The organism is Saccharomonospora xinjiangensis XJ-54 (genome assembly GCF_000258175.1).
In the GTDB taxonomy this organism is placed as follows: Bacteria; Actinomycetota; Actinomycetes; order Mycobacteriales; family Pseudonocardiaceae; genus Saccharomonospora; species Saccharomonospora xinjiangensis.
On the sequence record NZ_JH636049.1, the window covers coordinates 3,839,450 to 3,865,427 of the forward strand.

20 protein-coding genes and 1 tRNA gene are annotated in these 25,978 nt (G+C 67.4%); 5 read left to right on the plus strand and 16 right to left on the minus strand.

All coding sequences use genetic code 11. From position 1 onward, the window contains the following. Positions 1 to 107: 107 nt before the first annotated feature. The 8 genes from narI to SACXIDRAFT_RS17450 all read right to left on the minus strand — a co-directional run bounded on the left by narI (position 108) and on the right by SACXIDRAFT_RS17450 (position 11,313). On the minus strand, positions 108 to 881 hold the full coding sequence (narI, locus tag SACXIDRAFT_RS17415; RefSeq protein ID WP_006239942.1) for a respiratory nitrate reductase subunit gamma: 774 nt from the start codon (positions 879 to 881) through the stop codon (positions 108 to 110). Further along, on the minus strand, positions 878 to 1,543 hold the full coding sequence (narJ, locus tag SACXIDRAFT_RS17420; RefSeq protein WP_006239943.1) for a nitrate reductase molybdenum cofactor assembly chaperone: 666 nt from the start codon (positions 1,541 to 1,543) through the stop codon (positions 878 to 880). The genes narI and narJ overlap by 4 nt, the downstream gene beginning before the upstream one ends. Further along, positions 1,540 to 3,261, minus strand: coding sequence for a nitrate reductase subunit beta (gene narH, locus SACXIDRAFT_RS17425; RefSeq protein ID WP_006239944.1), 1,722 nt, complete (start codon positions 3,259 to 3,261; stop codon positions 1,540 to 1,542). Before narH ends, narJ begins: the two co-directional genes overlap by 4 nt. Next, positions 3,261 to 7,070, minus strand: coding sequence for a nitrate reductase subunit alpha (locus SACXIDRAFT_RS17430; protein ID WP_006239945.1), 3,810 nt, complete (start codon positions 7,068 to 7,070; stop codon positions 3,261 to 3,263). The genes narH and SACXIDRAFT_RS17430 overlap by 1 nt, the downstream gene beginning before the upstream one ends. Positions 7,071 to 7,170: 100 nt before the next feature. Further along, positions 7,171 to 8,409 carry an MFS transporter gene (locus tag SACXIDRAFT_RS17435; RefSeq protein ID WP_006239946.1) on the minus strand — a complete coding sequence of 413 codons (1,239 nt, stop codon included), beginning with the start codon at positions 8,407 to 8,409 and terminating at the stop codon, positions 7,171 to 7,173. A 299-nt stretch (positions 8,410 to 8,708) separates the two neighbouring features. After that, positions 8,709 to 9,254, minus strand: a complete 546-nt coding sequence (locus SACXIDRAFT_RS17440) for a hypothetical protein (protein ID WP_006239947.1) — start codon at positions 9,252 to 9,254, stop codon at positions 8,709 to 8,711. A gap of 313 nt (positions 9,255 to 9,567) precedes the next feature. Next, positions 9,568 to 10,194 (minus strand): IMPACT family protein, encoded by a 627-nt coding sequence (locus tag SACXIDRAFT_RS17445; protein WP_006239948.1) that lies wholly within the window; start codon positions 10,192 to 10,194, stop codon positions 9,568 to 9,570. 96 nt (positions 10,195 to 10,290) lie between these two features. Then, entirely contained in the window at positions 10,291 to 11,313 is a 1,023-nt protein-coding gene (locus SACXIDRAFT_RS17450; protein ID WP_157599681.1) for an Acg family FMN-binding oxidoreductase, read from the minus strand. A gap of 135 nt (positions 11,314 to 11,448) precedes the next feature. Here SACXIDRAFT_RS17450 and SACXIDRAFT_RS17455 point away from each other — a divergent pair, with 135 nt between their 5' ends. From SACXIDRAFT_RS17455 to SACXIDRAFT_RS17465, 3 genes are all read left to right on the plus strand, one after another. Further along, a complete protein-coding gene (locus SACXIDRAFT_RS17455; RefSeq protein ID WP_040922250.1) occupies positions 11,449 to 12,306 on the plus strand; it encodes a GNAT family N-acetyltransferase in 858 nt (285 codons plus the stop codon). Continuing rightward, positions 12,303 to 12,737 carry a DUF1214 domain-containing protein gene (locus SACXIDRAFT_RS17460; protein WP_050986952.1) on the plus strand — a complete coding sequence of 145 codons (435 nt, stop codon included), beginning with the start codon at positions 12,303 to 12,305 and terminating at the stop codon, positions 12,735 to 12,737. The genes SACXIDRAFT_RS17455 and SACXIDRAFT_RS17460 overlap by 4 nt, the downstream gene beginning before the upstream one ends. Positions 12,738 to 13,232: 495 nt before the next feature. Then, entirely contained in the window at positions 13,233 to 15,071 is a 1,839-nt protein-coding gene (locus SACXIDRAFT_RS17465; protein WP_006239950.1) for a calcineurin-like phosphoesterase C-terminal domain-containing protein, read from the plus strand. Between the two features lie 405 nt (positions 15,072 to 15,476). Here SACXIDRAFT_RS17465 and SACXIDRAFT_RS17470 read toward each other — a convergent pair whose 3' ends face one another. From SACXIDRAFT_RS17470 to SACXIDRAFT_RS17490, 5 genes are read right to left on the minus strand one after another with little or no spacing between them, the layout of a single operon-like run. Then, positions 15,477 to 15,950 (minus strand): SMI1/KNR4 family protein, encoded by a 474-nt coding sequence (locus tag SACXIDRAFT_RS17470; protein WP_006239951.1) that lies wholly within the window; start codon positions 15,948 to 15,950, stop codon positions 15,477 to 15,479. Beyond that, the gene (locus tag SACXIDRAFT_RS17475) at positions 15,947 to 19,729 is read right to left on the minus strand and encodes a DUF6531 domain-containing protein (protein WP_006239952.1); all 3,783 of its coding nucleotides are present in this window, start codon (positions 19,727 to 19,729) and stop codon (positions 15,947 to 15,949) included. Before SACXIDRAFT_RS17475 ends, SACXIDRAFT_RS17470 begins: the two co-directional genes overlap by 4 nt. 9 nt (positions 19,730 to 19,738) lie before the next feature. Then, complete coding sequence (locus SACXIDRAFT_RS17480) at positions 19,739 to 20,440, minus strand: WXG100 family type VII secretion target (protein ID WP_006239953.1); 702 nt, start codon at positions 20,438 to 20,440, stop codon at positions 19,739 to 19,741. Further along, entirely contained in the window at positions 20,437 to 20,751 is a 315-nt protein-coding gene (locus SACXIDRAFT_RS17485; protein ID WP_006239954.1) for a type VII secretion target, read from the minus strand. Before SACXIDRAFT_RS17485 ends, SACXIDRAFT_RS17480 begins: the two co-directional genes overlap by 4 nt. A 2-nt stretch (positions 20,752 to 20,753) precedes the next feature. Beyond that, complete coding sequence (locus tag SACXIDRAFT_RS17490) at positions 20,754 to 21,209, minus strand: YbaB/EbfC family nucleoid-associated protein (RefSeq protein WP_006239956.1); 456 nt, start codon at positions 21,207 to 21,209, stop codon at positions 20,754 to 20,756. Positions 21,210 to 21,584: 375 nt separating this feature from the next. Between SACXIDRAFT_RS17490 and SACXIDRAFT_RS17495 the strand changes: the two genes are divergently transcribed. Then, entirely contained in the window at positions 21,585 to 22,127 is a 543-nt protein-coding gene (locus tag SACXIDRAFT_RS17495; protein ID WP_006239957.1) for a hypothetical protein, read from the plus strand. A 289-nt stretch (positions 22,128 to 22,416) separates the two neighbouring features. Here the strand turns inward: SACXIDRAFT_RS17495 and SACXIDRAFT_RS17500 are convergent, their stop codons facing one another. After that, entirely contained in the window at positions 22,417 to 23,043 is a 627-nt protein-coding gene (locus tag SACXIDRAFT_RS17500) for a TetR/AcrR family transcriptional regulator (RefSeq protein ID WP_006239958.1), read from the minus strand. 93 nt (positions 23,044 to 23,136) lie between these two features. On the opposite strand from SACXIDRAFT_RS17500, the gene SACXIDRAFT_RS17505 reads away from it, so the two are divergent. After that, entirely contained in the window at positions 23,137 to 24,531 is a 1,395-nt protein-coding gene (locus SACXIDRAFT_RS17505; RefSeq protein WP_006239959.1) for an MFS transporter, read from the plus strand. Positions 24,532 to 24,908: 377 nt separating this feature from the next. Here SACXIDRAFT_RS17505 and SACXIDRAFT_RS17510 read toward each other — a convergent pair whose 3' ends face one another. After that, positions 24,909 to 25,325 carry a hypothetical protein gene (locus tag SACXIDRAFT_RS17510; protein ID WP_040922252.1) on the minus strand — a complete coding sequence of 139 codons (417 nt, stop codon included), beginning with the start codon at positions 25,323 to 25,325 and terminating at the stop codon, positions 24,909 to 24,911. A gap of 384 nt (positions 25,326 to 25,709) precedes the next feature. Further along, a tRNA-Leu gene (locus SACXIDRAFT_RS17515) sits at positions 25,710 to 25,783 on the minus strand. Between the last annotated feature and the right edge of the window lie 195 nt (positions 25,784 to 25,978).

A 25,978-nucleotide genomic window follows, 5' to 3' on the forward strand; every position in this document is an offset into this window, starting at 1 on the left:
ATCCGCGATGCCATAGTAGCCGCGTGATCACAGTCAGCTATGACGGGCTGTCACCTCTACGTCAGCCACTTCAGCGCGGCGATCACAATCGTTGATCAGCCCGCCCGTCACGGCGTGCGTTCCCAGCCTCGCCTCGGCACCGTTGTTCCGAGCGTGGTGTCGCGGCTGCGGTAGACGATGTAGGGCCGGGTCAGGTAGCCGAGCGGCATCGAGAAGACATGCACGAGGCGGCTGAACGGCCAGAACGCGAACAGGGCGAGAGCGGCGATCGCGTGGAGCTGGAAGCCCAGTGTGGCCTCGGCCATGAGTCCCGGCTCCGGCTGGAACGCGAAGATCGAACGGAACCACGGCGAGACCGTCTCCCGGTAGTCGTGGGGAGTCTCCGTCAGGTTGCCGAGCACCGTGGTGCCGAGACCGAGCACGATCGTGCCGACCAGCAGCACGTACATCGCCTTGTCGTTGCGCGTTGTGGCCGAGAAGACCGGGCCGACCGTGCGCCGCCGGTACACGAGGATGGCGGCGCCTGCGAGGGTCGCGACACCCGCGACGACCCCGAGTGCCACCGCGAGGACGTGGTAGGTCTCCTGCCCGATGCCCACCGCCTCCGTCCACGACTTCGGCACGAGCAGGCCGCCGACGTGCCCGAGGAAGACCACGAGGATTCCGAAGTGGAACAGCGGGCTGCCCAGCCGCAGCAGCCGGTTCTCATACAGCTCGGAGGATCGGGTGGTCCAGCCGAACTTGTCGTAGCGGTAACGCCAGATGTGCCCGAGGACGAACACGGCCAGCGACACGTACGGAAGCACCACCCACAGCAGGATGTCGGCCGTGCCGAGGTCGGCCACCTGCCGGATCGCGGAGAGAACGGAAAGGCGGCTCATACCGTGGCTCCTCCCTGGGCGCGCGCTGCCGGTCCCGCGGGGCTCGCCGCGCTATACGGGCCGAGACCGACCTCTTCTTCCGGTGGACCGTTCTCCGCGATCCGCGCGACCAGCGCTCGTTCCCGCCTGCTGAGTTTCGGCAGTGTGCGCGACAGCGACTCCAGCACCGCGAACCAGGGGGAGCCGTGTTCGCGCAGCCCCAGCCGCAGCAGCTCGACACCGGCGCGGTACTCGGTGAGCAGCCGCCGTCCTGCCTCGAAGTCCACGGTCGCGCCGAATTCCAGCACCACGGCGAGGTGGTCGGGCAGTTCCGTCGGCGCGATCCGGTATCCCGCCACCCGGTACGCGTGCTGGAAACGCAGCAGCGCCATCCCCCTGGCCCGGGTGTCGCCGTGGCGGAAGTACGTGAGGAAGAGGCTGAACCGCTTGCGGTGGTCGAACGTGTCCACGTAATCGGCTGCCAGCGCGGCCGGTGGGGTGGTGTCGAGGTGCGAGCAGAGCGTCAGCAGCGGGCCGCCCACCTCGCAGGGCAGGTTCTCGGCCGCCCTGCACAGCAGAGGCAGCCGCTCCCGCAGCCGCCCGTCGGGGTAGTCGAGCAGCAGCGACTGCACCTGCCAGGCAAGGGCTGTGCGGCGGTCGGCGTCGGCGAGCGCGGTCGTCATGGTTTCGGCTCCGTCTCCGCGTTCGGATCACCGCCCGCGTCCTTCGCCTGTCCACCACCCGCCTGTCCGCCGTCGTCGCGCGGCGGGAAGAGACCGGGAGGCCGTCCCTTGCCGTCCCAGTTCAGCAGGTTCATCCGATTCTGCTTGTCCATCGGCGCCGCGGGGGTGTCGCTCGTCTGCCGCGACCGCAGGGCTTCGTAGTTCTCCACGGCCAGCGGAGTGACGCCGCCCGACGACTCGCCGAACGGGCCCCACCCGCCCATCCCGGGGCCGCCTTCGTAGTCGAGGCTGCACTCGGTGGCCAGCTCCTCAAGTCCGTGCGCCTGCTCGGCGTGTGCGGGCGGGATCACGTAGCGCTCGTCGTACTTCGCCAGCGCCAGCAATCGATACATGTCGTACATCCGCTCGCCGGTCATTCCCACCCGCGCCGGGATGTTCTCGTCCGGTTCCCTGCCGAGGTTGATGTCACGCATGTAGCTGCGCATCGCCGCCATCCTGCGCAGCACGTCGTTGACGGGATCGGGATCACCGGCGGTGAACAGCTCGGCCAGGTACTCCACGGGGATGCGCAGGGCGTCGATGGCGGCGAAGAGATTGCCGTGGTCCTCGGCGTCGTGCCCGGTGTCGCGCACGACATCGACGACGGGCGACAGCGGCGGGATGTAGAACACCATGGGCATCGTGCGGTACTCGGGGTGCAGCGGCAGCGCCACCCGGTAGGTGTTGATCAGGTGGTACACCGGTGAGCGTTGCGCGGCCTCGATCCAGTCGTGCGGGATGCCCGAACGCTCCGCCGCCGCCACCACGTCAGGGTCGTTCGGGTCGAGCAGAAGTTCCTGTTGCGCGCGCAGCAGGTCCTGTTCCGGCGCGCACGCGGCCTCGGTGACCCGATCGACGTCGTAGAGGACGAGACCGATGTAGCGCAGCCGCCCCACGCACGTCTCCGCGCACACCGTGGGCAGCCCGACCTCCACGCGGGGGAAGCAGAAGGTGCACTTCTCGGCCTTGCCGGTGCGGTGGTTGAAGTACACCTTCTTGTAGGGGCAGCCGGTGACGCACATGCGCCAGCCCCGGCAGCGGTCCTGATCGACGAGCACGATGCCGTCCTCGGTGCGCTTGTAGATCGCGCCGGAGGGACACGAGGCCGCACACGACGGGTTGAGGCAGTGCTCGCAGATCCGGGGCAGGTAGAACATGAACGTGCGCTCGAACTCGAACTTGACCTTCTCGGAGAGTTTCGCCACGAGCGGGTCGTCGGGTCCGTGCTCGGGCGCGCCTGCGAGATCGTCGTCCCAGTTCGCCGACCAGGTGATCGCCGTCTCCTTGCCGCTGATCAGCGATCGCGGCCTCGCGACGGGGACGTCGTCCTGGGCGGGGGCGTCGGTGAGGGTGGCGTAGTCGTAGGTCCAGGGTTCGTAGTAATCCCTGATGTTCGGCAGCTTCGGGTTGCTGAAGATCGTGAGAAGCTTGCGCAACCGGCCGCCCGCTTTCAGCCGCAGCCGTCCCTTCCGGTTCAGCTCCCAGCCGCCCTGCCAGCGCGACTGGTCCTCGTAGGTGCGGGGATAACCCTGGCCAGGGCGGGTTTCGACGTTGTTGAACCACACGTACTCCACCCCGGAGCGATTGGTCCACGCCTGCTTGCACGTCACCGAGCACGTGTGGCACCCGATGCACTTGTCGAGGTTCATCACCATCGCGAGCTGTGCCATGACCCGCATCAGTAGGTCACCTCCTGGCCGCGCCTGCGGATGACGGTGATCTCGTCGCGCTGGTTGCCCGTCGGGCCGAGGTAGTTGAACGCGAAGGACAGTTGCGCGTACCCGCCGACCAGGTGCGTCGGTTTGATCAGCAGGCGGGTCAGCGAGTTGTGGATACCGCCGCGCTTGCCGGTCGTCTCGGTCTTCGGCACGTCGATGAGCCGTTCCTGCGCGTGGTACATGTAGACGGTCCCGCGCGGCATACGGTGGGTGACGATCGCGCGGGCCACCACGACGCCGTTGCGGTTCACCGCCTCGATCCAGTCGTTGTCGGAGACCCCGATCGCCTCGGCGTCCTCCACGGACATCCAGATGGTCGGCCCGCCCCGCGAGAGGCTGAGCATGAACAGGTTGTCCTGGTACTCGGAGTGGATCGACCACTTGCTGTGCGGCGTGAGGTATCGCACGGCGAGCCCGTTCGCGCTGTGCTCGCCGGGCCGGGGATCGGAGAACAGGGCGGTGAGGTCGAGCGGAGGCCGGAACACTGGCAGGTTTTCGCCGAGTTCGGCCATCCATTCGTGGTCGAGGTAGAAGTGCTGGCGCCCGGTGAGGGTGTGCCACGGTTTGCCGCGCTCGACGTTGATGGTGAAGGGTGCGTACCGCCTGCCCCCGGCTTCCGAGCCCGACCACTCGGGAGACGTGATCACCGGAACCGGCGCGCTCTGCGTGTCGGCGAACGTGACGAGCTTGCCCTCGTGCTCGGCGGCCAGGTCCGCGAGGCGGACACCGGTGCGCTGTTCGAGCGCCTCGAAACCCTGTGTCGCGAGCCGCCCGTTGGTGGTGCCCGACAGCGCGAGGATGGCTTCGCACATGTCCACCTCGCGGGCCAGCGAGGGCCGCCCGTGCGCGGGTCCACCCCGGACCGTCCCGTTCTTCTCCCGCAGGTAGGCGATCTCCCGATCGACGGTGAACGTGACCCCCTTCGTGGTCGCGCCGTGGGAGTCGAGCAGCGGTCCCAGCGCGTTCATCTTCGCCGCGACGGCGGTGTAGTCGCGCTCGACGACGGTGAGTCTCGGCATCGTCAGTCCCGGGATCGGGGCGCACTCGCCCTTCTTCCAGTCCCGCACGACGCCGCGTGGTGTGGCGAGTTCGTCGGCGGTGTCGTGCATCAGGGGAGTGGCCACGATGTCGCGGCGGGTGCCGAGGTGGGTGGCGGCCAGCGCGCTGAACTTCTCCGCGATCGCCTGGAAGGCAGCCCAGTCCGAGCGGGTCTGCCACGGCGGTGCGATGGCCGGGTTGAACGAGTGGACGAACGGGTGCATGTCGGTGGTGTTGAGGTCGTGCTTCTCGTACCAGGTGGCCGACGGCAACACCACGTCGGAGAACAGAGTCGTGCTCGTCATGCGGAAGTCCAGCGACAGCAGCAGGTCGAGCTTGCCGACCGGGGCGTCGTCGCGCCAGACGACCTCGCGAGGGCGGGCGTGTGGCGGCACCTCCTCGGCCCGCAGTGAGCAATCCGTGCCCAGCAGGTGTCTCAGGAAGTACTCGTTGCCCTTGGCCGACGAGCCGAGCAGGTTCGCGCGCCAGACGTCCAGCACCTTCGGATGGTTCTGCGGTGCGTCGGGGTCGTCGCAGGCGAAGCCGAGCCTGCCCTCCTTCAGTTCCTCCACGACGTGCTCGACGGGGTCACGCCCTGAGGCTTCGGCCTCGTCGGCGAGGTCGAGCGGGTTGCGGTCGAAGGTCGGTGCGCTCGGCATCCAGCCCATGCGAGTGGACCGCGAGAGCAGGTCCGAGGTGGTCAGTCCCGCCAGCGTTCCCCGCGCTGTGGCGGCGGTGTGGGCGTTCGCGCCGGAGTGGTCGTAGCGGAACTGGTCGGTGTGCAGGTACCAGTAGGCGGTCTGGATGGTCTGCCTGGGTGGGCGCGACCAGTCGAGCGCGAACGCGAGTGAACTCCAGCCGGTGATCGGGCGGCACTTCTCCTGCCCGACGTAGTGGGCCCAGCCGCCGCCGTTGACGCCCTGCCCTCCGGTGAGCATCGTGAGCGTGAGGAACGCTCGGTAGATCGTGTCCGAGTGGAACCAGTGGTTCGTGCCCGCACCCATGATGATCATCGAACGGCCGCCGGTGGCCTCGGCGTTGGCGGCGAACTCCCGGCCGATGCGCGCCGCAGCCACGGCCGGTACACCGGTGATCCTCTCCTGCCAGGCAGGTGTGTAGGGCGAATCGGCGTCGTCGTAGCCGGTCGGCCAGTCACCGGGCAGCCCGTCGCGCCCCACCCCGTACTGCGCGAGCAGGAGGTCGAACACGGTGGTCACGAGCTTTCCCGCCACGCGCCGCACCGGGACTCCCCTGCGGAGCACCCCCGGCCCCGAGCCGGTTGCGCGTTCGGCGCCGTTTCGCGTGCCGTCGCGTCCATCGTCGGGCACGGCATCGGACACGGCATCGGACACGGGGTCGAAGCGCGGCAGCAGCACGGGCACCGAGCCGGCTCCTTCACCCGCGAGCGACAGCAGCGGGTCGATCTCGCCGAGATCGAGGTTCCACCGGCCCGCGCCCTCGTCGCCGTAGCGGAAGCCGACGGAACCGTTGGGCACCACGGGTTCGCCGGTGACCGCGTCGAGCAGCACGGTCTTGAACGCCGCGTGCTCGTCGGTGTCCGCGCCCTGCCCTGTGCCTTTGCCCTCCGCGTCGGCGCCGACATCGTTCGTGAGGTCGGCCGCCGTGAGGAACTTGCCCGGCACGTAGCCGTCGCCGTGCTCGTCGAGCCGGACGAGGAACGGCAGATCGGTGAAGCGCTTGACGTAGTCGGCGAAGCCGGGCACGAGCCGTTCGACGAAGAACTCCCGCAACACCACGTGGCCCATCGCCATGGCCAGCGCGCCGTCGGTGCCGGGCCGCACGGCGAGCCAGTCGTCGGCGAACTTGACGTTGTCGGCGTAGTCGGGCGACACCGCGACCACCTTCTGGCCCCGGTAGCGGGCCTCGACCATCCAGTGCGCGTCCGGAGTGCGGGTGACGGGAAGGTTCGAACCCCACATGATCAAATACCCGGCATCCCACCAGTCACCGGATTCCGGAACGTCGGTCTGGTCGCCGAACACCTGCGGCGACGCGACCGGCAGGTCGGCGTACCAGTCGTAGAACGACAGCATCGGCGCGCCGATCAGCGAGAGGAACCGCGACCCCGAGGCGTAGGAGACCATGGACATGGCGGGAATCGGGGAGAAACCGGCGATCCGATCGGGGCCGTATCGGGCGATCGTGTACACGTGGGCGGCGGCCACCAGCTCCGTTGCCTCGTCCCAACTGGCCCTGACCAGACCGCCGTGTCCGCGTGCGGACTTGTAGCGACGGGCGAGTTCGGGGTCCTCCACGATCCGCGCCCACGCGGCGACGGGATCGCCGGTGTCCCGGCGTGCCTGCCGGTACATCTCCAGCAGCACCCCGCGAACGTAGGGGTAGCGCACCCGCGTGGGGGAGTAGGTGTACCACGAGAACGCCGCTCCGCGAGGACAGCCCCGGGGCTCGTACTCCGGCCGGTCGGGGCCGACGGAAGGGTAGTCGGTCTGCTGGGACTCCCACGTGATGATCCCGTCGGAGACGTAGACCTTCCACGAACACGACCCCGTGCAGTTCACGCCGTGGGTTGAGCGCACGACCTTGTCGTGGCTCCAGCGATCACGGTAGAAGGTGTCGGCCCGTCTCCCCCCGACGTGTTCGATGGTGCGGCGGTCGTCGGACACCGTCGCGCGCGTGAAGTAGCGGCGGGTGCGCACGAGGGCGTCCGTCAGTTCGCTGTCCAGTCCGGGTTTGTCAGCCGCGGTGCTCATCGGGCGGCCCCTTTCGGCGAACGGGGACGATCTTGCCGCCTTGGCGCTTCTCGACCATAGCGACGGAAAGGGGGGACCGCAGTGCGTGTCGCATGGGGGTTCACGGTGTGCCTGCCGCCGCCTGGTGGGCTCGCACGCCGCGCCGGACGACCGTGAGGACGAAGACCAGCATCCCCGCCGCCACGACGGACAGCGCGGCCAGCCCGACCGTGTACGAGCCGAGCAGCCCGTACACGGCTCCCATCACCAGTGGTGGAACGAACCCACCGAGGCCACCTGCCGCGCCGACCACTCCGGTCACGCCGCCGACCCGCTCGGCGGGGGTCAACAGCGGCACGAGTGCGAACACCGCGCCCGTGCCGAGTCCGAGCCCCGCGGCCATGGACAGGAAAGCCACGGTGCCCAGCGGCATCAGCGATGGTGTGAACGACTGGATCGCCGCTCCCGCGGCGACCACGGCCATCGACACGGAGAACACCACGATCGGGCCGAGCCTGTCGGACAACCAGCCGCCAACCGGGCGCATGATCACCGCAACCACCACGAACCCCGCCATGCGGTTCGCCGCGTCCGATTCCGCCAGCGCGTACGCCGTCTCCAGGTAGGCGGGCAGGTACACCGAGAACGCGACGTAGCCGCCGAAGGCCACGGCGTAGAGCGCGGAAGCCTGCCATGTCACCGGCATCCGCAGGATCGTGCGTAGCCTGCGGCTCAGCGGCTCGCCGTGCGAGGTGCGTCCTGGCGGGTCCCGCAGCAACAGCGTGGCGACAGCGGCGTAGACCGCGAGGCACACCGCTGTCACCACGAACGGCGTCGGCTGTCCCCACAGATCGACGAGCGTCACCGTGGTGAGCGCACCGATGGCGGTGCCGCCCATGCCGACGCCGTAGATCCCGTTGGCGAGGCCCCTGCGATGTGGAGGGAACCAGGCGTTGACGAACGGGATGCCCACGGCGAACACGGTGCCGCCGATGCCGAGCACGAATCCGCCGACGAGCAGCGCGGCCAGCGAGGTGTCGCCCGCGAAGCCGAGGAACAGCACCGGCACGATCGTCGCCACGGACACGAGGGGGAACATACGGCGCCCGCCGTACCGGTCGGTGAGTGCGCCGATCGGGATGCGGCCGAGCGACCCGACCACCACAGGCACCGCGACCACGAGAGACTTCTCGAAGGCACTGAGCCCCAACTCGCGGGACAGCGCGGGGGCGAGCGGACTGAGCAGCGACCACGCCCAGAAGTTGAGCGCGAAGCCGAGTGTGGCCAGCACGAGCATAAGAACCGGACCACCACGTGAGGTGGTGGGGACCTGTTCCGTTCCCGCCTGCGATGCCCTCATCACCGTCCCCCGAGTCCTGGTCGGCCTGCCCTGTCGCGTCCTCATCGTCGCGTCGGGTGAGGTCGCTCGCCACCGTGCGGAGCACACGGGTGAGGACAGCGTCGGCGGAGGCGGGCTCACCGTGGGTGGCAACACAGCAGGCCGGTGATGGTGAGCCGACAGGGCACAGGCCGACACGACGCCGACACGACTGAGCCCTCACCCGCCGTTCTCCTGCCCGATCGTGCCGAGTTCCGGCGAGCGTGATCGAGCGACGAGGTGGCGAGATGAGGGCTCAGTTGTCGCTGACGGCGTGTGCCTCAGTGCTTCCAGCCGTGGGTTTCGTTGATGTACCCCGAGTTCTGGTTGATGTTCTCGAGCTGGAAGATGCCGAGCAGGCCGGGGCAGCACTTGTCGCCGTCACCGTTGCCGTTGCCGTTGCCGTCGCCCGGGGTGCCGCAGACGAACCAGTGGCTGATCGTGGGGATGTTGCCGCCCTCGTTCAGCGGCGACCGCAGGTCCTCCCACGGCGGGTCGGCAGGCAGGCCGAGCGTTCCGGGAACGTACACGTTGTAGTTGGGGCCGCCCTTGACGACGATGCCGGTAACCTCCGTGCCCTCGGAGACGGACTCGATGGTCACGAACTGGTCGTCCGGGCCTCCCCCGGTGTAGGTGAAGTCAACGCCGGGTGTCAGGATCTCGCCTTCGAGACCGGCATCCTCACACGTGGTGGCGTTGCCGGGGAAGACCGTGGCGCGCGGGTCCTCGGTCTGCGCGAGCGCGGGCGATCCGGTGACACCCACGGTGCCGAGTGCGAGAGCGATCACGGCCACGGTGCGGGCCACCGTTTTCGGAAGCAATTTCATGCGTTTTCTCCGTATCGGGTGAATGTGCGATGTCGCGATGTGGCGACAAATCCGTTCCCGCTGAATGGGGATGTGGCGATCCGTTCGGAAACGGCGAATCCGGCGCTAGCTCACCGTGTCGCGGAGGGCGACCTGAGTTTCCGCCCCGCCACCCTGGCGTGTGCCGACCCGCGCTGACGGATGCCTGACCAGGTGATAATCGCTGATCACGGTCATGTGTTCCGGTGCGCGCCGTCCGATCGTGTTCTTCAACGTAATTCGAGAACGGCACTCCGAAATGATTCACGGGAAAAGAGAGTGCGCGATCGGGTGATCAAGGGACGAAGACGTCGCACGGCCCGGCGTCGATTGTCTCCATCTCGGCGCCGGAGCGTGCGGCCAGCCATTCCCGGAAGCCGTCCAACTCGTTTTCGGCGACGGCGATCGTGAACGTGACGTCCGCGCCGTGGTCCACACCTCTCAGCCGGTACGGCGAACGGCGCAGTTGATGTTCGAGCCGTCCCGCGCGGTCGTGGGGGACGGCCACCAGCAGTTCGCGGTGGCGCACCCTGCGGAGTTCGCCGACGAGGTCCAGCGTCGCGGTGAGCGCACCGGAGTAGGCCCTGATCAGCCCACCTGCACCGAGTTTGGTGCCACCGAACCACCGGGAGACGACGGCGACGACATCGGTGAGGTCGCGCCTGGTCAGCACTTCCAGCATCGGGACACCGGCCGTACCCGCGGGCTCGCCGTCGTCGCTGCTCCGCGCCGTGAACCCGCCCGCGCCGGGATCACCCACGCGCAGGGCGACACAGTGGTGGTTGGCGTCGGGGCCCGCCTTCCTGACCCGCGCCACGATCGACGAGGCCTCGTCGAGGTCCGTGACCCTCGCGACGGTGCACCGGAACCGGGATCGTGCGATCTCGATCTCGTGCAGGCCGTCGCGGGCGATCACCCGCATGGCGGGTATGCACACCGATGGCCGTGATCAGGGAATTCACACGAAGGTTCCACCGCGCACTCATTCGATGTCGTCATCCGGCTGCTGACCTCGATCCTACGCCGAGCCTCCTGACCGGCCTCCGGCCTGCGCCGCCGTTTCGATCACGTCGTCGAGCGCGCGGCGGTAGGTGTTCGGGATGTCCTCGGCACTGGGAGGCCAGCCCAGCCGCAGGGCGATCTGCGGATACCCGCTGCCGTCGGTGAGGACATACCGCCGCACGGCGTCGCGGCTTTCCCCGACCTCGGCGATCTGGCTGAGCGGACAGGTCGCCAGACCGGCTTCGGTGGCGGTGAGCAACACGGCGCTCAGCGCCTCACCGGCACGCAACCACGCCCGCTCGTCGTCACCGCCGGTGGAAAGAACAGCGATCATCGCGCCGTCGTCGAGAGCGGGCGGCACCTCCAGCGTGCCTCTGCCCTCGGGGTCGAAGTCCCTGCGGATCATTCCCCTGCCACCTTGCCGGGGCAGGTTCCTCGCCGGAATGCCTTCCTCCGCGAGGTCGGAACGCCCCGTCCACTCGGCCAGTTCGGCGGCGTAGGCGGGATCGGCGTGCTGGACGGAATCGGCATGCCGGATCGCGACGGCGAGTTCCCTGCGCTGCTCGTCGTCGTCGGCGAGGGTCAGGCTCGCGTCCTCCTCCCCAGCCGCCGCGACCAGCTGGTCGCGCAGTTCGGCCGGGATCGGTGCGGGCAGGAAGTGTCTCCTGTCGGTGTGCCGGTGGGCTGCGGCGAGAGCGAGTCGCACCGTCTCGGGCGAGATCTCGGCGAGCCGCCCGAACTCCAGCGCCGCGAGGTGATCCGGCAGCGCTGGATTGGGCAGCCGCGTCACATCGGTGCGCCAGCCGAGCGAGGCGAAGGCGACCCTGGCGTGGTGCAGTGCGGCACCGCAACTCACGATCAGCTGTCTGCCGTGCGGATCGATCGCGGGCAACCGGCGGGAGCGCTCGGCGAACAAGTGCACCGAGCGGGTCTCGATGCGCCATCGCCACGGTTGCGTGTTGTGCAGTGAGGGTGCTCGGCAGGCGAGCATGAGGGCGCTGTATCGGGTCCGTTCGTCGGGGCTGCTGCGGCCGGCCATGTCGTCAAGCATTCACCCTCGGATGACGCGGTCACAGTGCCGATGGTCCCTGCTCACGCCCTGTCGTAGGCCGCGCCGAGTGCAGGACTTCCTGCCCTGCCACACCGCCGGACGGCCGGGGCAGACTGGGCCGATATGTCATCTCCTGCCACCGGCGGCGGGCCAGTCAGGGCGCTGCTGGCCGACGGGCGGATCGTCGAGGTGCGGCCGTTGTCGGCAGGCGACCTCGACCGGCTCCGGCGCCTGCACAGCGGGCTCACGGAGCGTGACCGCTACTTCCGGTTCTTCACGTCGCGCCCTGCGAATCTCGATGCGCTGCTGCGACGACTGGTGAGTTCGCCCGGCGCCGAGCATGCCGCGCTCGCCGCCTTTCTCGGCGACGATCTCGTGGGAGTGGCGCACTACGAGCCGGTCGCCGGGTCGGACGAGGCTGAGGTCGCTTTCGTGGTGGACCGCAGGCAACAGGCCCACGGTGTCGGCACCCTGCTGCTCGAACACCTGGCCTCCCTCGCCCAGCGGCGGGGCGTGCGGCGGTTCGTCGCCGAGGTACTGGCCGAGAACACGGCGATGCTGCGGGTGTTCAGGGACATTGGCATGCCTCTCACCGCGAATCCGGCAGGCGACTCCTACCACGTCGTGCTCGACCTCCACGACGGCTACCCCGCTCCCTGGGAGGAACGGGAAAGGACGGCCGACGTCGCCAGCCTGCGACCACTGCTGCGCCCCGGATCGGTCGCCGTGGTGGGGGCCGGAAGGAGGCGGGGATCACTCGGCAACGCGGTGTTGCGCAGCATCCTGGCCTCGGGGTTCACCGGGGCGTGCTACCCCGTCAACCCCCGCGCGTCCACGATCGAGGGCCTGCCCGCGCTGCCCTCGGCCGCCGACCTGCCCCCATGCTCGAACAGCAACTGCTCAGTGGCGACTGGGCCAAACTCATCAACGGCTGGCGCTACCCGCCGCCGCAGATGGGGCATTTCGGGGACGACTTCGTGAAACGCGCCGCCGAGCAGGCCCTGTTCGGTATCGCGGCGAACGACCCGGAAGAGGCGCTGTACCTCGTGGCCTTCCAGGACGCGGAGGGCGAAACCCTGTCAACGGGCAGCTACGAGATGCGTTTCGAGGCGGGGAAACTGCCTCCCGTTGACGCGTTCTGGTCGCTCACGGCGTACGACGAGAACCGGAACCTGATCGCCAACCCGATCGACCGCTACTCCATCGGGGACAGAGCCCGCGACCTGGTCACAGAACCGGACGGCAGCCTGATCATCCACCTGCGGCCCGACTCGCCTGGCCCCGACAGGGAAGGCAACTGGCTGCCGACACCCACTCAGGGCACCTGGTTCGTGGCCTTGCGCATGTATCTCCCGCACCAGGACGCCATCGACGCGCGCTGGCAATGCCCGCCGATCAATCGCGTGGGGTGACCGGCGAACCGACCACCGGCGCGTCTACGGTCGCGACGCCCACATCGTTTGTCCCATCGTCTTCAAGGCTCCCAGCACGTAACCGACGACCGTGGTCGTCGCCCACAACGCGGACCGCCCTGAGAATCTTGCGCTCTGCATGACACCGATGAGCCTGTCGGCGAACGCGAGGGTGTGGAGGCGGGCCGAAAACTGCCACCGGCGATACGAGCGCCGTCGCCCCTGATCGAGAGCCGCTCGTCGCAGGCCGTGTACGAGCCCGACCTTCTCGGCGACTCAAGAGGATCTGTCTACACCAGACTGAAGTGCCTCCCGCTCATGATGTGCGCACGCTCCGCGGCAGCTTTGTCGCAACGAGAAGCCGGATGCTGATCCCGGACGAATCGTCGGGCGCGCTCCATGCGCGGTTTGATCATCGGCTGATCAGTGTTCACCAGTGGCTGAGACCGTCTCGCCTGGCCGGCCGAGAGCCGGCCGGACATCGACGGGAGCCATATGACTGTGAACGCCGGACCGCCGAGACCTCTCCGTGCCCGCACCGCCCGCCTCACCGCCACCGCTGTCGCGCTCGCCGCCTCAGGAGCGTTGCTGGTGCCCGCAGCGAGCGCCGACCCAGCTATTCCTGGCGGCGCTCCGGCAGGCGCCACCTGGGCCGACGCCGCCTATCGCGGTGGCGTTGACGTGGTCGAGGGGCCAGACGAGAACCAGGAGATCCTCGACGGCACCGTCTTCGTTGACAAGAACAAAGACTCCGTCCAGAACCGCAACGAGCAGGGCCTTGCGGGGGTGACCGTGTCCAACGGACGCGACGTCACCACCACCGACAGCCACGGCCGGTACGAACTCCCGGCCTACGACAACATGACTGTCTTCGTCACCCAGCCGCGCGGCTACCAGGTGCCTGTCGATCAGGACAACGTCGCCCAGTTCTTCTACCACCACCTGCCCGAGGGCTCTCCTGAACTGAAGTACGGCGGCATCGCCCCGACCGGCCCGCTGCCGGACGAGGTGAACTTCCCGCTGGCCAAGAGCGCGCTCACCCAGTCGCCGGAACAGCACTGCGTCATCGGCGCGGACGTCCAGACCTACAACGAGAAAGAGGTCGGATACGCCCGCGCAGGCGTTTTCGCCGACCTCGCCGAACGCGACGACTACGCGGGCTGCGGCGCCCTCTTCATCGGCGACGTGGTTGGCGACGATCTTTCGCTCTACCCGCGGACGCGCGCACTGACCGGCATGCTCAACGGCCCGGCTCGTTTCCTGCCGGGCAATCACGACCTGGACTTCGACGCTCCGGCCAGCGAGCACAACTTCGACACGTTCCGCGCGAAGCTCGGCCCGGCGTACTACTCGTACGACGTCGGCAAGGCGCACGTCGTCGCCCTGAACACCGTCGAATATCCGACGGTGGTGCCGCCCAAGAAGAGCAGCTACACCAACGGCATCGACGCACAGCAGATGGAATGGCTGCGCAAGGACATCGCGCGGGTTCCCAAGAACAAGCCGATCGTCCTCGCCGCGCACATGCCGCTGCTGGAGTTCTACTACAGCAATTCTCACCGGGTGAAGCAGGTCAAGGAGGTCTACGAGATCCTCGAGGGCCGCGAGGTCGTGTCGATCGACGGACACACCCACATGTCCGAGAACCTGCGCGAGGGCGACCTCATGGCCGGGTGGAAGGACATCGTCGGCGACGAGGGACTGCCGTTCACCCATCTCACGGTCGGTGCGGTGTCGGGACACTGGTACGCGGGCCGTGTCCTTGACGCGGGTTACCCCACCGCCGTCCAGCGCGACGGCACCCCTCCCGGCGTCCTGACGCTCGACATCAAGAACACGAAGATCACGGAACGCTACACCGTCCGCGGTGAGGCCGAGTCCCACCAGATGGCAGTCGGCCTGAACTCTCCGCGCTACCGTGCTTGGTATGCGGAGAACGTCGGCAAGCGCCGTGGCACAGCCCCTCCGTTGGCGAATCCGCGTGCCGTGTCGAACAACGATCTCACCGGCACGACTTGGCTGACCGCGAACTTCTGGATGGGCTCCACCGGCTCGACCGTCGAGGTCCAGATCGACGGCGGCGAACCCGTCGAGGCCGTCCGCACCCAGCAGATGCGGGGCGAGACTCCGCTCGCCGGGGCGGAATGGTCGGACCCGGTCGCGATCCAGGAGCAGTTCGTCCATGGCGGCGGCCTTGCCGACCGTTCCATGCACCTGTGGCGCCTTGAGTTGCCCACCGACCTCGCCGTCGGTGAGCACACCGCCGAGATCACGGCGACCGACGTCCACGGCCGGGCCTACACCGAGGCCCTCACGTTCGAGGTCACCGAGTAGTCCGATCGAGCCGACGCTGGAGCGATGGCAGCCTGCGAGGTCACGGCCTCGCAGGCTGCCCGCACCACCACGCCGATACAGCCACGATGCTGTGTCCGCCGCGCTCCAGCAGCCACGGGGCGGCGAAGAGCGGCGTCACAGGGAACCCCCGGGGAAGCAGTAAGTCCGGCATCTGGAATCAGGTCCCGCGAATTCGTGGAGACTGTGGAAACCCCTCCTGTGGCGAGGGAAAAATCCGGACCAGCGCCTTGCGGACATTTGCGTCACGGTCGAGACGCTCAACGGCATGGAGCCTGTCCGGAGCAAGATCGATCGTGGCGACACCTCCGGCATTGCCGCCTTCCGCCGCGGAGAAGAGAACGAGACATCGGTATGCTCGCACTGTCCCTCCCCGTTTCTCGCCCCTCAGCGCAGACCCACCCGGCAGCGGTGCAGTGCGTAGGTTCCGAAGTCCTCGCCGAGTCGTTCGGGACCTCCACGGGCCTCGGAACCCGGATCCCAGGCGACCACCGGATACTCGCCGTCTTCGTTCCGCTGCGAGCTGTCCAGCGAGATGATGCCGCCCATGCCGTCGTACTCGATGACGAGCAGGTCCGACGGGAAACGCTCGTCCTCGCGAGCCTCGAGTGTCTCCGACACCGTGCCGCGCAGCCGTTCACCGCCTTTCGGAGTGCGGTGGACACCCATGATCTCCACGCCGCCGGCCTCGCAGCTTCCCAACTCGGCGATGAAAAGCCGGTATGACGGCGGGAACGTCGTCGAAAGCTCGGCTTCGGCGCGTGCGATATCCTCCTCGCTCAGTCCGCCGGTGAAGTTGCATTCGTCCGGGTTGTTCTCGATCAGTTCGATCAGTTCCCTGACCGAATCGACGCCACTCATTTCTTAGGACACCATCCGAATCCCTTGGCTCGGTCTTTCCAGTACTCTTTCTTCCATTCGGCGAACTCATCCCGATCGATGCCGCTCGGGATATTCGTACCAGCTTTCCAGTGCAACGTATTGTATGAGCCGCTGCCCGCGTAGTCACCCTGAGCCAGGTGCATCGACTGAGTCAACTCGGCGAGCGGGCCGTCCTGGGTTTGCAGCATGTGGTGGATGTTGAGCGGCTTGTCGTCCGGTCCCATGGGGGCGAGTCCCTGGGTCATCCGTTTCAGGTTCGTCCTGCCGTAGTTGTCCTCAGGCGATACGTAGGCGGGGTCGATCAGGTCATCGCGCTGGTACACGCGCTGTCCCTTGTATTCGACCGGAGTCCAAAACTTCGAGGTCCCCAGTTGCAGTGGCGTGAATGCGGACAGGCCCAGCGGGTCGATCCACAGAAGCGGGTTGTCCACGTACCGGTGTGGGTTCGCCGCCGGCCGCAGCCCCAACGGATCCGGAGACAGGTACGCGGCGGTCTCCACGTCGTAGTACCGCATCAAGTTGTAGTGCAGACCGGTCTCGGTGTCCTGGTAGTGGCCGGGGAAGCGCAGCGGGCAGTTCACTCCGGGATCACCCGTCGCGAACCCGTTCCCCCACAGTGTGGTGACCCGTCGCCATGCGATCCGACCGTCGAGCGTGACCAGTTCGCTCGGCGTCCCCACGACATCGGTGACGATCGCGTAGAACGTGCGGTCGATCTCTTCCTGGCTCAGCGCACCCGAGCGCCATGTCCGATGGAGTTGGCAGGCCGCGCGGTAGGTGCCGGGCTCGTAGTCCCATGTCACCGCCTGCTGGTCGCTGCCGGTGCCGATCCGTTGCTCGGCCAGCGCGGCGCCGTCCCAGCTGAATTCGACTTCCTCGGCGACACTGCCGTCCGGTGCGAGCCTGGTTTTGCCGATTCGTCGGCCGACCGCGTCGTAGCGGTACCGCCATGACGTCCCGTCCGGAGTGACCACACCCACGAGGTGGTCGTCCGCGTCCCACGTGTATCGCCATTCCCTCCGCCGCCCCGACAAGGTGTGACGCAGAGTCCGCACCACCCGGCCCTGTGCGTCGTACTCGTAGTGCAGCCTGCCGGCCTGCTTCACGAGCGTCCCCTGCGTTCGGCGGGCGCCCTGCGCGGCATCGTCCGAAGCCGGGTAGCTAGCGCCCGCAACGTTCCCGGACAGGTCGTAGGTGTACGTCTCTCTCCACGTCGCCGCACGCACCCCGGTGACTCGGCCTGCTGGGTCGAGGTCGAAAAGGCGGGTCCCACCGAGTTGGTCGGCGACCTTCGACACGCGGCCGTCGGGATGGTAGGAGTAGCCGCGAGTCTGGAGTCGCCGCGGACCGCGCCGATCCTGGCCCCAGATCGTCTGACCGACCAGTTGGTTGACAGGGTCCCAGGCCTGGGTCAGACTGCCGTGCCCGAACGTACGGCCCACCTCTCGGCCTGCGGCATCGTGGTGAAACGACAGGACGCCGCCCATGGTGGTGAGCGACTCCGGAAGCCCACGCGCGTCATAGGTCCACATCGACACCGCACCCGACGGCGTCACGCGGCGGACTCGTTGGCCCGCGAGGTCGTAGGTGTGTGCGACTGTCCGGCCATCGACGGTTTCCGCGACAATCCGCCCCACCGCGTCGTACGCGTACTCCAGCACGCTGTCCTGGGTGGCGGCACGCATGACGCGTCCCGCGGCGTCGTAAGCGAAGGTCGTGGTCCGGCCGTCGTCGGACATCGTGCGAACGACCCGCCCGACGACATCTCGCGAATACTCCACGGTCTGACCCGCACCGTTGGTACGCGCAATGAGCCGGTCCGCCGCGTCGTAGTCGTACCGGAGGGTCCTGTCGTTAAAGTCGATCTCTGCTACCAGGCGTCCCGCCGCGTCGAATTCGTATCGCCATCGGAGACCGAGCGGGTTGGTCACGGTCGTCAGTCGTAACTCGTGGTCGTGGGTGAACTCGTATCTCGCGCCATCGGGTTCGGTGCGTGACGTCGGCAGCCCGAACGATCCGTAAGTGAACGAAGTCGTGTATCCGACCGGGTTGCGGTATTCGACCAGATTGCCTGAGGCGTCGTAACGCCACTCCTCGCGGGCGCCGTCCGCGGACACTCGCCACAGCTGCTTCCCCTCCACGGTCCAGCCCTGGCGGGTCACTCCTCGGTGCGGATCGGAGATCGCCGTGATCCGGCCAGAGGCGTCCCGTGTGAACCGGACCGTCTCACCGCCTGCGGACGTGGCACTGATGACCAGCCCTGCGGGATCGGTCGTGTACCGCTCAACGCGACCGAGTGGGTCGATGCGCGCGATGCGATGCCCGCGCGAGTCATAGCTGTAACGGATTACGCCACCCATCGGGTCGGTGACGGCGAGAAGGTTTCCGCGTTCGTCGTAGTCGCGCAGCCAGATCCCGCCGTCCGCGGCCACCATGCGGACCGGACGGCGGTTCTCGTACTCGATCGTCAGGCTCGATCCGTCCGGCTGGTCGATAGTGATCGGGTCACCGTTGTCGTCGAGTGTGTACCGGATCGTGTTGCCCGTCCCATCGGTGTGCGCCAGCAACCGGTGGTAGCGGTCGTACTCCATGGCGACCGTGTTCCCAAGTGGATCGACCACTTCGGTCAGATGACCGAACCGGTCGTAGTGGTACGTGGTCGTGTGGCCCAGCGCGTTGATGACGGCGGTGACGCGGTTCCTGGCGTCGTAGTCGAAGATCGACGCCAACGCGCCGTCTTCTCCTGCGGCGCGGACCACACGGCCGTCCTCGTCGTAGTCGTAGAAATACCGGTAGCCGTTGCGGTCCGTCCACGCGTTGATTCGGCCAGCGGTGTCGTACTCGTAGCGGTACGGGACCCCCGTCGAGTCGGTGATGGCGACCAGCCGACCTTGCTCGTCGTAGTCGTACCGAACAAGCTGGATACCTTCGGCGGAGCCGTCGAGCAGCCGTAACGCTCCGATGCGCTGGCCAGCCGGAGTCGAAACCCTGTCAACGGCCACGAGGTAACCGCCGTCGTGGCGGACCTCGTCACGAGTGAAGGTGATCCGGTTGCCGTTGCGGTCGGTCAGCGTGGTGAGCGACCACCGGTCGGCCGCCGTCTCGTCGGGTGCGAAGTGACGCACGAGGCCGGACTGCGGGTCTTCGATGCTGTAGACGTCGTCGTTCTTACTCAGCGGCCAGCGTGCGCCGAAGGAAGGCAGTACCGGCTCGCCGTCGGGATGGGGATACACCAACGTCTGCGCATCGTCTCCCAGATACCGGATGCCGTCCCTGGTGAATTCGAGACGCTGGTCGAGCGTTGACGACCAGCCAGGCCCGAACAACGCGCCGTCCGCGTACCCGGAGGCGTAGGCCCTGCGCAGGACCAACGGCAGGACACCGGGCAGGGTCACGTCAACGGCGTCGGTGATCATCTGGCCGGACACCACATCGACAGGGTCGCCGCCCCTGCCGTCGCAACCGTCGTTGCCGTCAGCCTTCTGCCCGCTGTCCGGCTCTGTGCCGTCGTCCTGGCCGTGCGGCCGAGGTGGGTCCGCCAACGGTGGGGTGTCCGGCGACGGGGTCGTGGTGGTGCTGGACGGGGTCGCGGAGCTCTGACCGTTGGAGCCCGGGCGGCCTCCTTTCGCTGCTTCGTACGTGGCGTCCTGAGCTTTGGCGACGCTGGAGCTCGCGTCGATCCCGCCGACCTTCTGCGAGGGTTTGCTCGGCGAGCCGCCGTCGGTGTGGGTGCCGCCAGGCCTCTTGGGTTTCGCCACGGAACCCCCTCATCCGTTCAGCAACTTGCTGAGGTTCGTCAGGCTGTCGATCAGACTCGTGACGTAGGTGAAGATGCGACCTGCCCACTTGACCACCGCCGCCACGATCTGGGCTGCGATCACCGGGATCGTCACCACGAAGATCGCTTCGACCGCCCATACGACCACCCGCGCCACCAGGTCCGCTATCAGGTCGCGGACGATCTCGCGGGTCATCTGCACCAAACCGCCTGCGCCCTCGGTGGCCGATGCCATCGCCGCCGAGATCGCCGAAAGACCACCGACGGCCTCCACGTTGTTGGCCATCATCGCCTGGTACGCGTCGGCCGCCCCGCCCTGCCACCCGGGCAGATCGCCTTCGATGCTCGACGTGAGGTCTTCTGCCATGGTGCCGAGTTGTTCGGCCATGTTGTTCCAGGTCGCGGCATGGGACATGACCACGTCAGGGATGCCGGTCAGTTCGTCGAGGATCTCCCGCAGCGGCTCGAAATACTCCATGGCCCAGCCGATCCCGTTGGACAGCAACGCGCTGAACGGATCGAGCACACTGGCGGCGACTTCGAGGCCCAGTCCCACCCCGGCCAGCGCGCCGGAAACCCAGTCCTCGTTCTGGATCGCGGTGACCAGCCCTTCGACTCCCTCGGCAAGTCCAGAGCCGGTCCACGCCTTGTGGGACGACTCCACAGGAGCGACCAGCGAATCGTTGCTCATGGCAGTTCACCGGCCGACTGGATCAGGTCCGCGTGTTCCCTGTCGCGGCTTTCGTAGAGGTCCGCGGCGGCGCGCAACGATTCCGCCGCGAGCGAGAGGTTCTCCGCGACGAAGTCGATCAGCTCGTCCTGCCGGGCGTGACGGCCTTCGAGGATTCCCGCGATCCACCCGCAGAGCAGCCCGTAAGCCTGGTCGTTCTGCTGGATGTGCGCGCTGGCGCCCTTCACCGCGTCGAAGCGAGCCCGAATCTGCTCCACCTTGCTCGCGTGCGCGCGGAGTTGCTCGGCGTTGACGACGTAGCCGTTGCCCATGGTCACCCCTTCTTCAGGAAGGAACGGCTCTCGTAGTCGTCGTCGCCGTCGGGACCCGAGTCGGTCGCTGCGTTCTCGGCCGGCCCACTGCGCAGGTGTTTCCCGACGGATTCCGCGATCGCCCGCGCAGCGGGTGACTCGGTGCCCACCGTCTCGGCGATGATCTCCTGCGACCGGTCGGCCAACTGATTCCTCGCCTCGGCGAGTGTCTCCATGATCGTTCGCGAGACCACGTCCGGCTTGGTGCTCTCCATGCGATTGGTCAGCGTGAGATCGACAAGGGCGCCGGTCGAGTCGATGGTGACCTCGACGAGCCCGCCAGGGTCGGCCACGGTGACCCGGACCTCCTGCAGCCGGGCGCTCATCGTCTGGGTGTCGGCGGCGAGCTTGTCGATGCGGCCCTTCCACGCGGCCAGCCGCTCGCGAGCACCGTCCGGATCGAGGATGTTCTCGTCCATGCCACCCCCAAATTGCGCCTGCGCCTCGCGTCGGAAGGGTAATGAGTCGCCGCGAGCAGGAAAGACACAATCGGCGAAATAGCCCGAATGGCCGCACAATGCGCCTTGTTTCTGCCGTCGAGACCGCTGTTTCGGGCCGGGTTCGATTGATCGAGTCGCGTGGGCGTGGACCGGCACGCGGTGTTTGCCCTGCCGGTGGGCACGACGCGTGGCGGGCCGACGTGATGACGACAGCCGCGTTGTCATGGGGTCGGCCGGAGATCGCAACGCGAGGTGCGGGTGGCGAAGGTCGGTTCAGCGGTAGCCTGTAGCGACTCGTTGTGGCCATTTCCCACGAGTATTGACGAAGTAGAACGGCTTGAAGGTTCGAAAAAGATGCCTCTTTGTGAGCGGAACGTTCGGGACATCGTCGAGTTCACCGGCCCGTACGCCCCGGTCTTCTGGAGCATTTCATGGGAGACGATCGAAAACCGTATCGGGCATGCCTTGCCGAGTGATTACAGGAAGATCTGTGACCTCGTTCCGCCGGGTAAGTTCTCCGACTTCTTCGTGATCTTACATCCTGTGGGATCCGACTACGGGAACCTTCTGAGGGCGGAGGAGTACGCGGCCGGGGAGTTGAGGCGTCTGCTGGAGATCTATTCGGCCGACGATGTCCCCGACTACGTTGAAGAGCACAAGCTTTTCCCGTGCCTTCTCACGGACAACGGCGATACCGGATACTGGCTTGCGGACTCGGACGACCCGGACGAGTGGACGGTGGTCGTCAGCAGAACTCGCAGTGCCGAATGGTGGAACACTGGACTTTCCCTGAGTTCCCTGATTCATGCCCACATCAGCGCGGAGGACATTGCGGAAGGGCCCTTCGGGTCGGTCTTCGAGGACGGTGAGAAGGCGGAATTCGAACCGGTTTTCTGAGGTTGGAATCGTCCGCCGACACAGAAGTTGAGACGTTGTCGCAGGACATGTCACCAGAACGCACGGGGGAGCGGTCGAAGCGACACGCGGGGTGTTCCTCCACATGCGACCTCGCCCCCCGGCATCGCGCTGTGCCGCCTTGGTCGGACTCGCGATGCCCGGGGCTGTAACGCGAGTGCACTCGCACTGGTTGCCGGGCTCGGCCGCATCCTTCACACGCGGGAGATGAAGGGACGTCGTGCGCGACGGCGGAGGTGGCACAAAGATTCGGTCTCCAGTCCGAGTGTCCCTAGGCTGACCTCGCGAAGGCGGCTTGCAGCGTCGCGTCGATGAACCGTGGAGCCTCCTCGGGGGTCAGGCGACCTGTGGCGATCTCGTCGGCGGCCCCGTGCATCACCACATGGGTCGTGGCGAGAAGCCAGCTCACAGGAAGGTCGGTGCGGAACGCGCCCTCCCGCTGCCCGCGTTCCAGAAGATCGCGCACCCGCGCTTCCGCCTTCCGATGGAGTTCGCGGATGCGTGCCGGGGCGAGTTCTTTCTGCGCGGCGGCGAGCAAGGCGCCTGCCTCGCCAACAAGCAGCCAGCTCGATGCGATCAAGCGGCTGAACGCCTCTCGCGCGTCACCGCCGAGATCGACGTCGGCGAGGACGGCTTCCCCGCGATCGAGGCTGTCGATGAGCGCGGCCTCGATCAACTCGGGTCGCGTTCGGAAATGGCCGTAGAGTGTCATCCTGCCCACCCCGGCCTCGGAGGCGATCTGGGCCATCGACGCGTCTGGGTTTTTCCGCAGAGTGTCCGCGGCCGCCCTCAGGATCGCTGCCCGGTTGCGTTGGGCGTCAGCGCGGAGGTTGGCGGCCCGGTGCGCAGGCGAGCCGGCCTCACCTCGGGTGGGCTTACCTGCCTTCGTGGCTGCCATCACTCACCTCACAACTCGTACGGGAATGTTTGAGTTACCCTACCCGCTTCATAACTCGTACAGGCTTGTATGAGTTTGGGTTGAGGAGGAGTCATGGGTAGCTACCCTCAGCGCTGGCGAACGTTGGCGCTGCTCGGGATCGCGCAGTTCATGTTGATCCTGGATGTGACCGTGGTGGCGATCTCGCTGCCGTTGATGGGTGCCGACCTCGGCCTGGACCGGCAGACGGTGACGTGGGTGGTCAGCGCCTACACGCTCACGTTCGGTGGCTTGATGCTGCTGGGCGGGCGGATCGCCGACCTGATCGGACCGAGAACGACGGTGCTGGCCGGTCTGGCCGTGTTCACGATCGCGTCGCTGGTGACAGGTGCCGCCCAGGACGGTGTGATGGTGTTGACCGGCAGGGTCGGGCAGGGACTGGGTGCGGCGATGCTGTCTCCGGCTGCCCTGTCCGTCGTGGTGCGCCTGTTCGAGGGCGACGAGCGCAACAAGGCTCTCGGAATCTGGTCGGCCCTCGGTGGTGGTGGCGCCGCGGTCGGCGTGCTCGTGGGCGGCCTGCTCGCGGCGGGGCCGGGCTGGCCCTGGGTGTTCTACGTCAACGTGCCGATCGGTGTGATCGTGTTCGCCGGTCTCATCCGTCTGCTTCCGTCGCTGCCTCCTGTACAGACGGGGCAGCGGCGCAGCGTCGACGTCTTCGGCGCGCTGCTCGTGACCGCGGCGACTGGATCGGTCATCTACGCCATGATCGGCGCGGGCGAGGTCGGCTGGGTGGCGCCCCGGACGTTGCTCACCTTCGCGGCAGGTCTCCTGCTCTACCTGCTCTTCGGTTGGCGCCAGCGGGTCGCGACGGCACCACTGATGGATCTGAGGTTGCTGTCCCGGCGGCCTGTGGTGGCGGGAACGTTCGTGATCGCGATCGGCACCGCGTTGATGGTGGCGGTGTTCTTCCTCGGCTCCTTCTATCTGCAAAACCACTCCGGGCTCGGCCCGCTCGTCACAGGGCTGCTGTTCCTGCCTGTCGCGATCGCGACCATGATCGGTGCGCAGCTCGGCGGCAGGATCATCGGAACGTCGGGAGGGCGCGGTTTGGCGATCGTCGGCCTTGTCGTCGCGGCGGCGGGGCTGGTGATCCCGGCTTTCTGGCCGAGCACGGTCGGCGTGGTCGTGGGCATCAGCGTCGGATCGGCGGGAATCGGAACCCTGTTCGTGGTCGCGTCCGCGACCGCGCTGGGGCAGGTCCAACCACACGAGGCGGGGATCGCTTCGGGGATCGTGTCAACCTTCCACGAGTTCGGCGCGTCCGTCGGCGCGGCTGTGGTCTCCAGCATCGCGGCAGCGAGCCTCGCCACCCAGGCCGACAGCGGCTACGTCACGGCGTTCACCGTCACCGCGATCGCGGCGATCATCGGAGCGGTCGTCGCAGGCTCGCTGATCCCAGGCCGCAAGCCGACGGCGGCGGAGGCGATCCCGGATCGAACCGGTGCGTGAACGTGGCTGTCACGCCGGGTGCCACTGAGGTCGTTCGACGTGGTCGCAACGTGGAGTCCGTGATCGAGGACTGGTGTCGCTGACGGAACTCAGCCGACCCGGCCGGGATCGCCCAGATCAGGCGCCGCCCGGCCGGGTCGGCGAGGACCCGCACGGTCCCCGTGTCTCGTATGCCTTCCTCAGCGGTACGGGCGGTCGTCGCCCGCCCCCACGTCGAATCGCCCATGCCAACTGTTTTCGATGCGTTTACGCAGCCGGTTCAATGTGGCGGGCGACGGCCTGGGGGATCTCGGGCCTGGTTGCCCTCGCGGGAGAGCACCAGGTGCTCGCGGAAGGGGACATTCGTCGCGGATGTCGCCATGCCGCGACGGTGGTACTCAGCCGTAGGCCGTGATCTTTCGGATCAGCGAGCCGACCGGATGTTGCTCAGGGTTGGTGGTAGACGGCCAGCCGGGGAGAGTCAGATCTGCTGACATGGCCCATGCTGGCTTTGTGTTTGAGCCGGGGCCGTCGAGGATCTGCACGCCGAACGGGCTCATGTCGTTCTCCGCGTCCCGCGCGGTGAAGCCAGTGGCCGTCAGGATCGTCATCGTGGCCATGGCCATCGCGGCCAAGACTGCGCCCTGATGCTGCAACGCCGGGTCATTCAGACGGCGGTGCCGCAGCGCGTCCAACGCCTTCCAGCGCAGCCGAGGGTTAACATTCCAGCTCACGAACACAGCACCGTTGTCGGCCTCCGATTCGACGACCACCTCGGCCCCCGCCATCAATTCGCGTACCAAGTCAGGCGCCACTACTGGTATGCCAGCCGCTGACAGCTCGTTACGGACCTGGCGGGCCAGTCATTCCAAAGCCGCTCTGGCATCTGCGTGTGCTCTCTCCGCCGTGTCCGCAAACTATCCGATGCCCTGGTCGGAGGGCTGCCTGGCGCTGGTAGTAGCAGTGACGGGCGCGGGATTGGTGGCGGCGACAAGCGGACCAGTGGAGCGGTGGGCTGCATTGTGCACGGACCGGACGACAAGCGTCGTCAACAGTCGTAGGTTTTCGCATCCATGGCTGTCCGAGATCGCGAATAGACCGCAGCCAGCTGGTGACGACGGGTTGTAGCCGGACAACACGAGATCGGCCCCTCACCGCGTCGTGCCTGGTGAGGGGCCGTTTCGTGCCGTGACGGACGGTGCCCCCGGTGCGACTCGAACGCACACTGGACGGATTTTGAGTCCGCTGCCTCTGCCGATTGGGCTACGGGGGCGTGGTCCGGAGTTTACTCCCCGTCGCCGCATCGGGTGGCGGCGGGGGTTATCGCCGTCGCAACATGCTCGTTCTGTTGCCGTCACGGAGGGACGTGATGATCACTGCACGTGGTGAACGCCATCCCGGCTCGGTCGGCGATAGCGGTAACCTCGATGTGGCGCTTGCGCCACGGCTTGATCCCAGACCCGTCGAT